This is a genomic window from Pseudomonas gingeri (genome assembly GCF_013386115.1).
GTDB lineage: Bacteria > Pseudomonadota > Gammaproteobacteria > Pseudomonadales > Pseudomonadaceae > Aquipseudomonas > Aquipseudomonas gingeri.
This window is the reverse complement of sequence record NZ_JACAOR010000001.1, coordinates 686,719-700,322: the sequence shown is the minus strand read 5'-3', so window position 1 is coordinate 700,322 and position 13,604 is coordinate 686,719. Positions and strand designations below refer to the sequence as shown.

Below are 13,604 nucleotides of genomic sequence, written 5' to 3'. Positions count from 1 at the left end.
ATGGGTCTCGCCCGAAATTTCATAAATCTCGACATATTGTTGACGCTGGCTCCGCAATATCACACTATGTCTCCGTTGATTGCTTGATTTTACTCATGTTTTTTTGACGCCAGCGTTCTGAAGACTCTCCATGAAAAGGCGGTACAGCCTGTGAGGGAGGGTGGGTACTACAGGGAAGGTCAGTGATTGCGGCTTATTGCCATGCCTTATTCCCCGGGAGTGCTAGCTTCAAACGCTGGGATTGCGGTGTTTTTTCTTTTGGGATGATCTATGTCTGCCGAACGGATACTGGTAACTGGGGGCGCTGGCTTCATTGGTTCGCATCTTGTGGATGCGCTGCTGGCCAAGGGGCATGCCGTTCGGGTCCTGGACGATCTCTCCACCGGCAAGGTGAGCAACCTGCCGATGGACAATGCCTCCCTCAAGCTGGTGGTCGGCGATGTCGCCGATGCCGCCACCCTGGCTGAAGCCATGCAGGGTTGCAGCGCGGTGGTGCACCTGGCCGCCGTCGCTTCGGTGCAGGCCTCGGTCGAAGACCCGGTACGCACCCATCAGAGCAATTTCATCGGCACCCTGCGGGTGTGCGAGGCGATGATCGCCGCCGGTATCCGTCGGGTGGTGTTTGCCTCCAGTGCCGCGGTATACGGCAACAACGGGGAGGGCACGGCGATCGGTGAAGACACGGCCAAATCGCCCCTGACACCCTATGCGGCGGATAAGCTCGCCAGCGAGTACTACCTGGATTTCTATCGGCGCCAGCATGGCCTGGAGCCGGTGATCCTGCGCTTCTTCAATATCTTCGGCCCCCGCCAGGACCCGTCGTCGCCGTACTCCGGGGTGATCAGCATTTTCAGCGAGCGGGCAAAAAACGCGCAGCCCATCACCGTCTTCGGCGATGGCGGACAGACCCGCGATTTCGTCTATGTCGAAGACCTGGTGAAGATCCTGGTCCAGGGCCTCGAACGCCCGCAGCCGACTCCGGATGCCACCAACGTCGGCCTCAGTGGGGTAACCACCCTCAATGATCTGATTGCCGCCCTGGAGCAGATCGCCGGCAAGCCGTTGACGGTGAGCCATGCGCCTGCCCGCTCCGGGGACATTCGCCATTCCAGGGCCGACAACCGCCGCCTGTGCGAGCGTTTCGACCTGGGCACGCCGACCGTCATGGCCGAAGGTCTGGCGCGACTTTACCGCAGTCTCTAGTTCTATCGCCTTGCAGGCGCCCCGTTCGCGGGGTGTCGGTAGTCTGATGTTGTGCGGATTGATCTACTGAAGAGTAAGTTATGGAAATCGAGTTTCGCAGGGCGCGTGTCTGCCGTATCTGTAAAGCCGTACGGCGGCTGTTCACCGCGCTGGCATTGTGTGCGACCCATTCGGTCGTACAGGCCGCACCGCCGGCACCTGCCAGCGTCGGGTTCTGGTACGCCGAGCGGCCACCGCTCGAGGAACTGGCGCAGTTCGAATGGGCCGTGGTCGAACCCGGCCATATGAGCAGCGGTGATGTCGCCACCTTGCGTAAACTCGGCAGCCAGCCGTTTGCCTACCTGTCGGTGGGCGAGTTCGACGGCGACCGTACGGCCCTGGACAAGGAAGCCCTGAGCCAGGGCGCAAGCAGCACCCGTAACAAGGCCTGGGACAGCCAGGTCATGGACATCGCCACGCCGGCCTGGCGCGAACACCTGTTCAAGCGCGCCAAGGCCTTGCAGGAGCAGGGCTATGCCGGCCTGTTCCTCGATACCCTCGACAGTTTCCAACTGCTCCCCGAAGCCAGCCGCGAACCGCAACGCAAGGCGCTGGCATCCTTTCTGCGGGAGCTGCACAGCCGTCAGCCGGGCCTGAAGCTGTTCTTCAACCGGGGTTTCGAAGTGCTGGGTGAACTGGATGGCGTGGCCGCGGCCGTCGCCGTCGAATCGATCCATGCCGGCTGGGATGCCGCGGCCAAGCGCTATCGGCCAGTGTCCGAATCCGACCGCAACTGGCTGGAAGGCGAACTCAAGCCGCTGCGTGCACGCAATATCCCGCTGGTGGCCATCGACTACCTGCCGCCCAACCGTCGCGAAGAAGCGCGCAAGCTGGTCCGCCAGTTGAGCCAGGAAGGTTTTATCCCGGTGGTCACCACGCCGGAGCTCAATACCCTGAGCCTGAGCAGCGTGGAAGTACAGCCGCGTCGCATCGCCATGCTCTACGACCCCCGCGAAGGCGAACTCTACGACCACGCCGGGCACCGGATGCTCGGCGGCCTGCTGGAGTACCTCGGCTATCGGGTGGATTACCTGCCGGTCGACGACAGCCTGCCGTCCTACGGCTTCGCCGGCCTGTACGCCGGAGTGGTGGTGTGGATGACCAGCGGTCCGCCCCAGGACAGCCGTGCCTTTTATAGCTGGATCGGCAAGCGCCTGGACGAGCAGGTGCCCCTGGCGATCATGGCCGGCCTGCCGATCGAGGATCGCGCGCTGCTCAAGCGCCTGGGCCTGAACCTGTCGGCGCCGGGGGCTCGCGATGGGCTCCATGTGCTGAGCCAGGACAAGGCGCTGATCGGCGCCTTCGAGGCGCCGGTGGTGGCGCGCAGCCGTGAACTGACCCGGGTGACGCTGCTGCCCGACGGACCGAAACCGGCCTTGCTGCTGGGTGACGACAAGGGCGGCAAGTTCGCTCCGGTGGTCACCGGCAACTGGGGCGGCATGGCACTGGCGCCTTATGTCGTGGAGGCCAACGTCGAACGTACCCGCTGGATTCTCGATCCGTTCGCCTTTATCCAGAAAGCCCTGCGCCTGCCGGTCCAGCCGCGCCCGGACACCACCACCGAGAACGGCCGGCGGATCGCCACGGTGCATATCGACGGCGACGGTTTCCCGTCCCACGCCGAAGTCCGTGGTACACCGTATTCCGGACGCCAGGTGCTGGACGACTATATTCGTCCCAACCCGTTCCTGACGTCGGTGTCGATCATCGAAGGCGAGGTCGGGCCCAAGGGCATGTCGCCGTTCCTGGCCAAGGAGCTGGAGCCGATCGCCCAGGAAATCTTTGCCGATTCCAAGGTCGAGGTCGCCAGCCACACCTACAGCCATCCGTTCTACATGCAGCCGGACAAGGCCAGGCAGGACGAGGACTTCCACGCCGAATACGGCCTGCGCCTGAATATCCCGGGCTACAAGACCCTCGACTACAAGCGCGAGATATTCGGCTCACGGGACTACATCAACAGCCGCCTGACCACCGCGAAGAAGCCGGTGAAGATGATCTTCTGGCCGGGCGATGCGTTGCCGAGCGCCGAGACCATCAAGATGGCCTACGACGCCGGGCTGAAGAACGTCAATGGCGGGCAGACCATCCTGACCAAGGCCAATCCGTCGCTGACCGGCCTCTATCCGTTGCTGCGTCCCACCGAAGGCGGCTTGCAGTACTACGCGCCGGTGATCAACGAGAATATGTACACCAACCTGTGGAAGGGCCCGTACTACGGTTTCCGCGATGTGATCGACACCTTCGAGCTGACCGACAGCCCACGGCGCCTGCGTGGTATCCACCTGTACTACCACTTCTATTCGGGCACCAAGCAGGCCTCGATCAAGGCCATGACCGATATCTACCAGTTCATGCGCGGCCAGCAACCGCTGTCGTTGTGGATGAGCGATTACCTGGATCGGGTCCACGGCCTGTACCAGGCCAGCCTGGCCCGCACCGTCAATGGCGACTGGCAGGTTCGTGGCCTGGATGGCTTGCGTACCCTGCGACTGGATCCTGCGCTCGGTTGGCCGGACCTCGCTCGCTCCCAGGGTGTGGCCGGTGTCCGCGATCTGCCACAGGGCCGTTATGTGGCGCTGAGCAGCGACCACCCACTGTTGGCCCTGCGACCTGAGCGTGACCCACGCCCGGCGCTGGAGCTGGCGAATATTCCGTTGCGGGACTGGCGTTATGTCAATGAGCGACAGGTGACGTTCTCCTTCGCCGGTGAGTTCAACCTGGAGTTTTCGGTGCGCTCGGCCAGTACCTGCCGGGTCGAAGTCCAGGGCCAGCGCTACGCCGGCAAGTCCGAACAGGGCCTGTGGCATTTCCAACTTCCAATGAAGCAGGTGAGTGATGCCCAACTCCTCTGCAACTAAGGCCAAAAGCGCGCGGCTGCTCAATCCCTGGGCGCTGCTACTGGTGGCGATCGCTGTCGGCGTGTTGCTGTGGGCGACCTTCCGCAACGAGGACGCATTCCGTCCCAAGGGCGGCCAGCCGGACGAGGTATCGGCCAGCTATGCCGAGGTGCTGTTGGCGGCGCATCCGGAAAACAGCGAATTGCGCACCCAGTTGCTCGACCTGCTGATCCAGCTGGGCGATTACCCGCGGGCGGAAAAACATCTGCTCGACTGGCCGCAGGCCGATCCGACGCTGAAGAACTATTACCGCTTGCAGCTCGATGCCCTGGCCCTGAACAACAGTACCGACAGCGTCGCGTTGCAGGCCCTGGCCGCGCGCTTCAAGGCCTTTGACTACAAGCCATTGCCGACACCGCAACTCGAGCGTCTGCCCGCGCTGGCCCTGAGTGCCCAGGCCCCGGGCCTGGCGGCCGATGCCTATGTCGAACTGGCCCGTCGCGATCCCAGGCAACGCGACAAATGGCTGGCCGAAGCGGGGAAATGGTACCTGGCCAGCGAGCAGCCAGGCCGGGCTGCCGATCTCTATGTGCAATTGCTGGAGGGCAGCCAGAAACCGGAAGAGCGCCGGCAGTTCCTCGAGGAAGCCTTCAAGGGCCTGGTGGCGGCGGACCGTGGCGATCAGGCCGCCGAATTGCTGGGCAAGGAATTGCTGGCGCATCCCGAGAGCGATTTCAATCCGGTCCTGCTTGACCAGGGCGTCGATGTGGCAGTGGCCCACAACCGCGTCGGCCTGGCCGAGCAATTCTTTACCGCATGGCGCAAGTTGCAGCCCGACAGCCCGGAAATCCTGGCCAAGGAATTCAAGCAGCGCCTGGCGTTCGGCGACCTCGAGGGCGCCCACACCGTGGGCTTGCAACTGCTCGAACAGCGCCCTGAAGACCCGCTGCTGCTGGAGCAGATGGCGCATATCGCCGAATGGCAGGGCGATTCGGCATCGGCCCTGGGCTACTGGATCAGCCTCAGCAAGCTGCGCGACAACCCGGCCGAGTTCGAACACACCTGGCGCCTGGCGATGCAGACCTACGACTTCGACCGGGGCATCCCGGTCCTGGCGGGGATCATGCACAAGCGCGCCTTGACCGATGTCGAGCTCGATGCCCTGGTCTATGCCGAGGAATCGCGGGGTACGCCCGAGCAGGCGGAAAAGTGGCTGCGCGGCTATGTCGCCAAGTACCCGAAACACCGCCTGGCCTGGGTCCGCCTGTTGCAGAACCTGGAAAACACCGAGCAGTACCCGGAGCGCCTGCAGGTCTGGAACAACTTTGCCAAGCGTTATCCGTTGAGCAGCACCGAGCGCGTGGACTGGGCCAACAACCACCTCAAGCTGTTCGACAGCCAGTCGGCCTGGAAGGTGATCACCGCGGTCGATGGCAACAAGATCGACGATATCAATTACTGGCAGTCCCGCGCCGCGCTGGCCTGGGACCTGGAATTGGACGAGGAACTGCGGGTCGCGCTGGAGAAGATGCTGGCGATCAAGGGCTCGCTCAATCTCGGCGACGAGAGCGAGCTGATTGCCCTCTATCGTACCCGCGATCCACGCAAGGCCCTGCAGTTGACGGTCGACAGCTGGCGCCAGGGCCACAACCCGCAGCGCCTGGTGGCGGCCTTGCAACTGGCCCAGGAGCTGCAGGACTGGCCGCTGGTGATCGACCTGCTCAAGGAGGCCGAGGCGTACCCGGATGCCTCCGATCGTTCCCAGGTGCTGGCCGCCCGTGGCGCGCTGGCGGTGCAGCAGGGGCAGACCGACGAGGCGCTGCGTCTGTATCGCCTGGGGTTGAGCCGTTTCCCGGATGACAACACGTTCCGCGAACGCCTGATGTGGCTGTATGTCGACCTCGGTCGCACCCGTGAGATCAAGCCGCTGCTGCAGCAATGGCGAGCCCTGGCGCGCAGTGACAGCACCCTGTGGCTGCCGTTTGCCGCCGCCAGCCAGTTGGTCGGGCGCAACAGCGAGGCCCTGGCCTGGTACCGCCTGTACCTGCAGGCCAATCCCCAGGACTGGATGGTCCAGGCGGCCTACGCCGATGCCCTGGAAGGTGCCGGCTACGCCGATTCGGCCCAGCGCTTGCGGCTCAAGCTCAACCGCGAGGTGACGCCGGAGCTGATTCGCGCGACGCCGCAGGGCTACTCGACCTGGTTGCGCCTGCTGGCCAGCAGCTACTCGTCGCGCAAGGCGCAGAACAAGGCGATGCAATGGCTGGATGGTTCCAAGCCGATGCTGCAACTGTGGTTCGATCAGTTGCTGGCGCGGCTGGATGATATCAACCAGTCGGCTCAGAAGGACGACTGGTTGGCCTGGGCCCGCAGCCGTGGCCTGAAGATCAACAGTTACGAGCAGATCCAGGAAGCCTTGCGCGGCAGCAATCGCCAGGCCCTGGAACGCCTGGTGGCCAGCGGCGACCTCGATCCGGCGCAGCAGGTCGAGGCTCTCAACAGTCTTGGTCGCGGCGGTGAAGCGCTGGCCGTGGGCTTGTCGGCGCTGGGTGACGAGCAGCCGCCGGCGATCCGCGAGCAACTGCGTCGCCAGGCCATCGAGATGACCGAGCGGACCCCGCAGGGCATGCTGTTCTCGTGGCAGCGGCAGGACTATGGCGGACTGGTGTTCAACGGTCCGCGCCTGACCACCGCGCGCTACCTGAACGACAACTGGTACGCCAAGCTGGTGCTGGAGCAGGGCCAATACAGTGGCGATACCCTGGACTCATCACGCCTGGGCAGCGAGACCAATACCGAGCTGACCTTGCAGCGGCAACTGGAGAATGGCAACTACAAGCTGATCTTCGACAGCAGCCTGCGCAAGGACGATGACCGCAACGGCCTCGGGGTCAGCCGCACCTGGCAGGTGGACAGCGGCAACGAACTGGATGTCGGCGCCGACTGGCACCGCAAGAACGAGGACACCGGGCTGATGCGCGCCTTCGGTCGCCAGGACGACGTCTGGGTGGGCGGGCGGCATCGCTACTCGGCTCGTGACCAGCTGTCGTGGAACCTGGCCCAGCGCTCGTTCTCGACTCGCGGCGGCGATGACCTGGGCAACGGCCAGGCCCTGAAGATCGAGTTCGATCACACCTTGCAGTTCGAGGGGCCGAACTGGGAACTGCGCAGCGGTATCGACTATCAGCAGAACAGCCTGAACAACCGCTCGTTGCCCAACCTGGCCAATACCCTGGGTGGCGCGATCGACCTGGTCGGGGTCGAGCTCGACGACCCGAGCGAGATCACCAGCCAGACCCTGCTGCAGAAACGCTACGGCCAGCTGTTCTTCGGCAGCTCGTGGCGACGGGGCTTCCCGGGGGCACTGAACCGCACACGCGGGCAGTACACCTGGCTGGTGGATGTCAGCTCGGGCTGGCAGTGGACCGACAACACGATCAACTATGCCATCAGTACCGGGGTCGGTACCGAGGTGCTGGGAGATGACGAATTGGCAGTGACCTTCGGCTACCAGTCGGCGCCGGAAGGTGGCACGGGCAAGTCCGGCGGTACCGCAGGTGTCAGTTACAGCGTGCGTTTCGGACGCTGATCATGGAATTCAAAGAGGAGTTAACCTTATGCAATCCATTCGTTGCGTGAGTCTGGCGATGGTCGCGGTATTGATGGCCGGCTGCAGCAGCTTTACCGGTCAAAGCAGCCCGCAATTGTCCAGCAAGGCCCGGTGGGGCGTGTTGCCGCTGGTCAACTATTCGCAGACGCCCCAGGCCGGCGAGCGCAGTGAGCAGATCCTGCTCAGCGTGCTGAGCAGCCGTGGCCTGCAACCGCAGGTCTATGCCGGCGCGCCGGGGCAGGGCGAACAGGCGTTGCTCGACGACAACGAGCGCCTGGCCGGGGCGATGGACTGGGCCCGTGAGCAGAAGCTCGACTACGTGGTCTCCGGTAGCGTCGAGGAGTGGCAGTACAAGAATGGCCTGGATGGCGAACCGGCGGTGGGCATCAGCCTGCGGGTGGTCGAGGCCGGCACCGGCAAGGTGCTCTGGAGCAACAGCGGCGCCCGTGCCGGCTGGTCCCGCGAAAGCCTGGCCGGCGCGGCCCAGAAGGTCCTCGACAAACTTGTCGGCGGCCTGCGGATCGAGTGACTGCGATGAACTCTCCCCACATGGACTACGTACTGGCGCCCCGCGCCAGCGGTCCGGCGTCATGGCTGGAAACCTTCCTGGTGACCGCGCTGGTCATCGGCTTCGGTCTCTGGTTGACGCCGGAGGACCCGCTGCAGGTACAGGGTGAATTTCCCTGGTCGGTGCTGGCACCGCTGTTGCTGGGTGTGCGCTACGGTTTTGTCCGTGGCCTGATCAGCGCCAGCCTGCTGGTGGCGGCATTCTTCGTCCTGCGCCAGGCGGGGCTGGAAGGCTATGCGCAGGTTGCGCCGTCCTACATTGTCGGGGTGCTGGTCTGCGGCATGCTCGTGGGCGAAGTGCGCGACCTGTGGGAACGGCGGCTGCTGCGCTTGCAGATGGCCAACGAGTATCGCCAGTACCGGCTCGACGACTTCACCCGGGCACACCAGATCCTGCGGGTGTCCCACGATCGCCTGGAGCAGCGTCTGGCCGGTAGCGACCAGAGCCTGCGCAGTTCGCTGCTGGGCCTGCGGGACCGCTTGCGCGCGGCGCCCAATGGCGATGACTCGCTGATCCTGCTGGCCGAGCCGGTACTGACCCTGCTCGGCCAGTACGGCTCGCTGCGGGTGGCCGGGCTGTACCGGGTGGAGCAGGCGCGCGGCACCGCGCCGGTGCTGACCCTGCTGGCGGCCACCGGGACCATGGGCCCGCTGGACAACAAGGACCTGCTGGTGCGCCTGTGCCTCGAACGCGAGGAACTGGTGAGCGTGCGTGAAGAGCTGATCGATGCCGGCGGCCAGGCCGCGGTGTCGTCATTGCAGGCCTGTATTCCGCTGGTGGATACCCACGGCCGGATGCTGGCGATTCTCGCCGTGCGCCAGATGCCGTTCTTTGCCTTCCAGGAGCGCACCCTCAGCCTGCTGGCCTTGCTCGCCGGGCATATCGCCGATTTGCTGCATTACGATCCGCAAGTCCTGCAACTGGAGAGTGCCGACGCCCAGCACTTCACCCGCCAGCTCAAGCGTTCGCTGGTGGATGTCGAGCGCCATGGCCTGTCCGGCTGCCTCTATGCGTTCGAGCTGACCCAGCCCAACGATGAACTGGCCCGGTTGTTCGAGCGCAGCCAGCGTGGTCTCGACCTGCACCTGACCCTGGTCAACGACCGCGGGCATGCGCTGTTGCTGGTGCTGCTGCCGCTGACCAGTGCCGAGGGCGCCGAAGGCTATATGGCCCGTCTGGGCAAGCTGATCCACGAGCATTTTGGCATGACCGTCGACCTCGCCGGCCTGGGGGTGAACGTGCTGCCTTACGATCTGGAGTCGGCCCGGCAACGGGACGGCTTGCGCAACTTCCTGCATAACGAGTGTGGCCTGAATGTTCAGCAAGTGGCTGTTTAGCGGGGCGCTGTTTTTCGAGGCGGGGAGCTGGGCCAGTCTGACGGCACAGCTGCCCGACCTGCAGATCGCGCTCCTGTACGCAATGACCCACGGCATCGCCTGCGGCCTGCTGACGGCGGCGGTGTGGCTGTTGTTGCCGGCGCGCTATCGCAGGCCGTTGCCGTGGAGCCCGCTGTTCATTTTCAGCCTGGCGTTCTTTGTGCCGTTGATCGGCGCTGTCGGGGTGATCGCGGCGATCTTTCCGGCGCTGTACCTGCCGCGCAAGCGCGAAACGCAGATGTGGCAGGCAGTGGGGATTCCCGACCTGCCGTTCCGTGCGCAGACCCAGTTGCACTCGCCGACCTTTGGCGACAGCGGCCTGCAGGATGTGCTGCGTCATGCCCCTGATCCGGACCAGCGCCTGGCGGCATTGCTCGCCACCCGGCGCATGCCGGGCAAGGAGGCGGTGCCGATTCTCAAGCTGGCCCTGGGCGATCCGAGCGATGACGTGCGCCTGTTGGCTTACTCGATGCTGGACAAGCAGGAAAGCGATATCAACCAGCGGATCCAGTCCTCCCTGGAGCAGTTGGCCGGCGCCTCGGCGCAGAAGGCCGGTGCCTTGCACGGCACCTTGGCCCGCTGGTACTGGGAACTGGCCTACCTGGGCCTGGCCCAGGGCAGTGTCCAGCAGCACGTGCTCGGCCAGGCGGGGGAGCATGCCGAACTGGCGCTGAAAGCGGGCGAGGGTGGCGAGCTGCTGTTGCTGGCGGGGCGTATCGCCCTGGAGCGCGGCGATATCGGCAAGGCGCGGCTGCATATGCACCAGGCCCAGGAAGCGGGGATGGACCCGGCCAAGGTCGTCCCGTTCCGTGCCGAAATCGCCTTTGAGACCGGGCGCTATGCCGAGATTCCCGGACTGCTGAAAAGCCTGCCGCTGGAGATGCAACAACGTCCGCCCTTTGCCGGGCTGGTAAGGACCTGGACATGAAAAAGCCCGTTGAGCCGATCCCCATGGCCGATGTCTGCCTGTTGCTCGAAGGCACCTGGCCCTATGTGCGCGGCGGTGTGTCCGGCTGGATCCACCAGATGATCCTCGGGCTGCCGCAACTGACCTTTTCCGTACTGTTCATCGGCGGCCAGCGCGAGGCCTACGGCCAGCGCCGCTACGAGATTCCGCCCAACGTGGTGCATATCGAAGAGGTGTACCTGGAGGAAGCCTGGCGCAACCCCAAGCACAAGCGTATCGCTCACACCGCTTCCCTCGAGGAGCTGAGCAACCTCTACCGCTACCTGCACAATCCGGAGAAGCCCGCGGCCGAGCTGGGCTTTGGCGTGCTCGATGCCCTGGCCCAAGGCAGGATCACCCTGGACGACGTGCTCTACAGTCGCCCCAGTTGGGAGGCGCTGACCGAAGGCTACGAGCAGCATTGCGCCGATCCGTCCTTCGTCAACTACTTCTGGACCCTGCGAACCATGCAGTCGCCGCTGCTGATGCTGGCCGACGCCGCCCGGCGGATGCCGCGGGCACGGGTGCTGCATTCGATTTCCACCGGCTATGCCGGGTTGGTGGGCTGCATCCTCAAGCAGTTGTGGGGCTGCCAGTTCCTGCTCAGCGAGCATGGTATCTACACCAAGGAGCGCAAGATCGACCTGGCCCAGGCCAGCTGGATCGCCGAGAGCAGCAACCAGGCGCTCAACGACAGCATGGACGCCGGCTCCGGCTATATCCGCATGCTCTGGGTACGTTTCTTCGAGCGCATCGGCCATCTGGTGTACGAGAGTGCCGACCAGATCATTGCCCTGTACGACGGCAACCGCCAACGGCAGATCAAGGATGGTGCGCCGGTCGAGCGAACCCAGGTGATTCCCAACGGGATCAACCTGGAACTCTGGACCCAGGCCCTCAATGCGCGGGCCGAGGGGATCGCGCCGGTGGTCGGCCTGATCGGTCGTGTGGTGCCGATCAAGGACGTGAAGACTTTCCTGCGGGCCATGCGCGGAGTGGTCAGCGTCATGCCCCAGGTCGAGGGCTGGATCGTCGGGCCGGAAGAGGAAGACCCCGAGTACGTCGCCGAATGTCGCAGCCTGGTGGCGAGCCTGGGGCTGGAGAAAAAGGTGCTGTTCCTCGGTTTCCAGAAGATCCAGGAGATCCTGCCGCAACTGGGCCTGATGGTGTTGACCTCCATCAGCGAGGCACAGCCCCTGGTGATCCTCGAAGCCTGGGCCGCCGGTACCCCGGTGGTCAGCAGCGACGTCGGTTCCTGCCGCGAGCTGATCGAGGGCGGCGAAGCGGCCGACCGCGATCTCGGCCTGGCCGGGGAGGTGGTGGCCATCGCCGATCCGCAGGCCACATCCCAGGCGATCATCGACCTGCTGCGCAGCCCCGAACGCTGGAAGTCCGCCCAGGCGGCGGGCCTGTTGCGGGTTCATCGTTACTACAGCGAGACCTTGATGATCGACCGTTATCGCACGCTTTATCAGACGGCCATGGGCACTGCACAAAGGGAGATCGGATAAATGGCCGGCATCGGTTTCGAACTGCGCAAGATTCTCTCGCGCGACTCCTACACGGCGACGCTGCACGCCTATGTCTATGCGGGCCTGATCAGCTCCGGGCCCTGGGTCCTGTCGATTCTGAGCGTGATGCTGGTGGGGATCATCAGCCTCGGCCTGGTGGTCCCGGAAGTGCTGATCCGTCAGTTCCTGATCACCGTGACCTATCTGATGGCAACGTCGCTGATCCTCACCGGCGGTTTGCAGCTGTTCTTCACCCGCTTCGTCTCCGACCGCCTGTTCGAACGCAGGTACGAGCAGATCCTGCCGAACCTGGTGGGGGTGCTGTTGCTGGTGACCCTGGGTTCCGGGCTGCTGGGCATCATCCTGTTGACCACGCTGTTCGACCAGCCGCTGGTCTACCGGCTGTTGACCCTGGCCAATTTCGTCGTGCTGTGCAACCTCTGGCTGGTGATCATCTTCCTTTCCGGGATGAAGGCCTATAACCGCATCCTGCTGGTGATGCTGGTGGGCTATGCGCTGATGGTCGGCAGTGCGTTCTTCCTGCGCTACATGGGCATGGAAGGGCTGCTGCTGGCGCTGTTGCTGGGCCACAGCACGCTGCTGTTCCTGTTTCTCTACGATATCCTGCGCGAATACCGGGCCGAGAAACTGGTGGCCTTCGACTTCCTCGACCGGCGCCAGGTGTTTGTCAGCCTGCTGCTGACCGGGCTCTGCTACAACCTGGGGATCTGGATCGACAAGTTCATCTTCTGGTTCAACCCGGAAACGTCGAGCCAGGTGATCGGGCCGATGCGTGCCTCGATTCTCTACGATTTGCCGATCTTCCTCGCCTACCTGGCGATCATTCCCGGCATGGCGGTGTTCCTGGTCCGGATCGAAACCGACTTTGCCGAATGGTACGACCGCCTGTTCCGTGCGGTACGCGACGGCGAGACCCTGCAGCATATCGGCTCGCTGAAGGCCGAGATGACCTTCTCGATCCGCCAGGGCCTGCTGGAAATCTGCAAGGTCCAGGGCCTGACGGTGGTCCTGCTGTTTCTCTTCGGCCCACGCCTGCTGGAATGGCTGGGGATGTCCAGCTACTACCTGCCGCTGTTCTATATCGACCTGATCGGCGTGAGCATCCAGGTGGTGTTCATGGCGATTCTCAACGTGTTTTTCTACCTCGACAAACGGGCGATCGTACTGGAACTGTGCCTGTTGTTCGTGGCGCTCAACGCGGCGTTGACCCTGCTCAGCCTGTACCTGGGCCCGAGTTTCTTCGGCTATGGCTTCACCTTTTCGCTGCTGGTTTGCGTACTGCTGGGGCTGGCGCGGTTGTCGACCGCGCTGGATGACCTGGAATACGAGACTTTCATGCTGTCACGCTGATCGTTCCCACGCTCCAGCGTGGGAACGCCTCCCTGGACGCTCTGCGTCCGTTCTTGTGACGCAGAGCGTCACAGGCTGCATGCCCACGCAGAGCATGGGAACGATCCCGCAATCCTGGGTGCAGGCTTTGCCAGCCTGTC

Annotated in this window: 8 protein-coding genes; all 8 read left to right on the top strand. The window is 64.1% G+C overall.

Annotated features, from left to right (window positions below):
- Positions 1 to 270: 270 nt before the first annotated feature.
- The 8 genes from HX881_RS02925 (at position 271) to pelG (ending at position 13,464) form a co-directional block, all read left to right on the top strand.
- Positions 271 to 1,203: an NAD-dependent epimerase/dehydratase family protein gene (locus tag HX881_RS02925; RefSeq protein ID WP_042936480.1), complete on the top strand. Its 933-nt coding sequence runs from the start codon at positions 271 to 273 to the stop codon at positions 1,201 to 1,203.
- Positions 1,204 to 1,283: 80 nt separating this feature from the next.
- On the top strand, positions 1,284 to 4,103 hold the full coding sequence (locus tag HX881_RS02920; protein WP_177082664.1) for a bifunctional glycoside hydrolase/polysaccharide deacetylase family protein: 2,820 nt from the start codon (positions 1,284 to 1,286) through the stop codon (positions 4,101 to 4,103).
- Positions 4,081 to 7,671 carry a tetratricopeptide repeat protein gene (locus HX881_RS02915; RefSeq protein WP_177082662.1) on the top strand — a complete coding sequence of 1,197 codons (3,591 nt, stop codon included), beginning with the start codon at positions 4,081 to 4,083 and terminating at the stop codon, positions 7,669 to 7,671. Before HX881_RS02920 ends, HX881_RS02915 begins: the two co-directional genes overlap by 23 nt.
- A gap of 28 nt (positions 7,672 to 7,699) precedes the next feature.
- Positions 7,700 to 8,221 carry a penicillin-binding protein activator LpoB gene (locus HX881_RS02910; RefSeq protein ID WP_177082660.1) on the top strand — a complete coding sequence of 174 codons (522 nt, stop codon included), beginning with the start codon at positions 7,700 to 7,702 and terminating at the stop codon, positions 8,219 to 8,221.
- A gap of 5 nt (positions 8,222 to 8,226) precedes the next feature.
- Positions 8,227 to 9,597, top strand: coding sequence for a PelD GGDEF domain-containing protein (locus HX881_RS02905; RefSeq protein WP_103032588.1), 1,371 nt, complete (start codon positions 8,227 to 8,229; stop codon positions 9,595 to 9,597).
- Entirely contained in the window at positions 9,575 to 10,564 is a 990-nt protein-coding gene (locus tag HX881_RS02900) for a HEAT repeat domain-containing protein (RefSeq protein WP_177082658.1), read from the top strand. Before HX881_RS02905 ends, HX881_RS02900 begins: the two co-directional genes overlap by 23 nt.
- On the top strand, positions 10,561 to 12,093 hold the full coding sequence (pelF, locus tag HX881_RS02895; protein ID WP_177082656.1) for a GT4 family glycosyltransferase PelF: 1,533 nt from the start codon (positions 10,561 to 10,563) through the stop codon (positions 12,091 to 12,093). The genes HX881_RS02900 and pelF overlap by 4 nt, the downstream gene beginning before the upstream one ends.
- On the top strand, positions 12,094 to 13,464 hold the full coding sequence (pelG, locus tag HX881_RS02890; protein WP_017128481.1) for an exopolysaccharide Pel transporter PelG: 1,371 nt from the start codon (positions 12,094 to 12,096) through the stop codon (positions 13,462 to 13,464). It abuts the gene before it with no gap.
- Positions 13,465 to 13,604 lie beyond the last annotated feature (140 nt).

Coding starts and splice junctions, on each gene's coding strand:
- HX881_RS02925 (WP_042936480.1), top strand. CDS start 271: ATGTCTGCCGAACGGATACTGGTAACTGGGGGCGCTGGCTTCATTGGT.
- HX881_RS02920 (WP_177082664.1), top strand. CDS start 1,284: ATGGAAATCGAGTTTCGCAGGGCGCGTGTCTGCCGTATCTGTAAAGCC.
- HX881_RS02915 (WP_177082662.1), top strand. CDS start 4,081: ATGCCCAACTCCTCTGCAACTAAGGCCAAAAGCGCGCGGCTGCTCAAT.
- HX881_RS02910 (WP_177082660.1), top strand. CDS start 7,700: ATGCAATCCATTCGTTGCGTGAGTCTGGCGATGGTCGCGGTATTGATG.
- HX881_RS02905 (WP_103032588.1), top strand. CDS start 8,227: ATGAACTCTCCCCACATGGACTACGTACTGGCGCCCCGCGCCAGCGGT.
- HX881_RS02900 (WP_177082658.1), top strand. CDS start 9,575: ATGTTCAGCAAGTGGCTGTTTAGCGGGGCGCTGTTTTTCGAGGCGGGG.
- pelF (WP_177082656.1), top strand. CDS start 10,561: ATGAAAAAGCCCGTTGAGCCGATCCCCATGGCCGATGTCTGCCTGTTG.
- pelG (WP_017128481.1), top strand. CDS start 12,094: ATGGCCGGCATCGGTTTCGAACTGCGCAAGATTCTCTCGCGCGACTCC.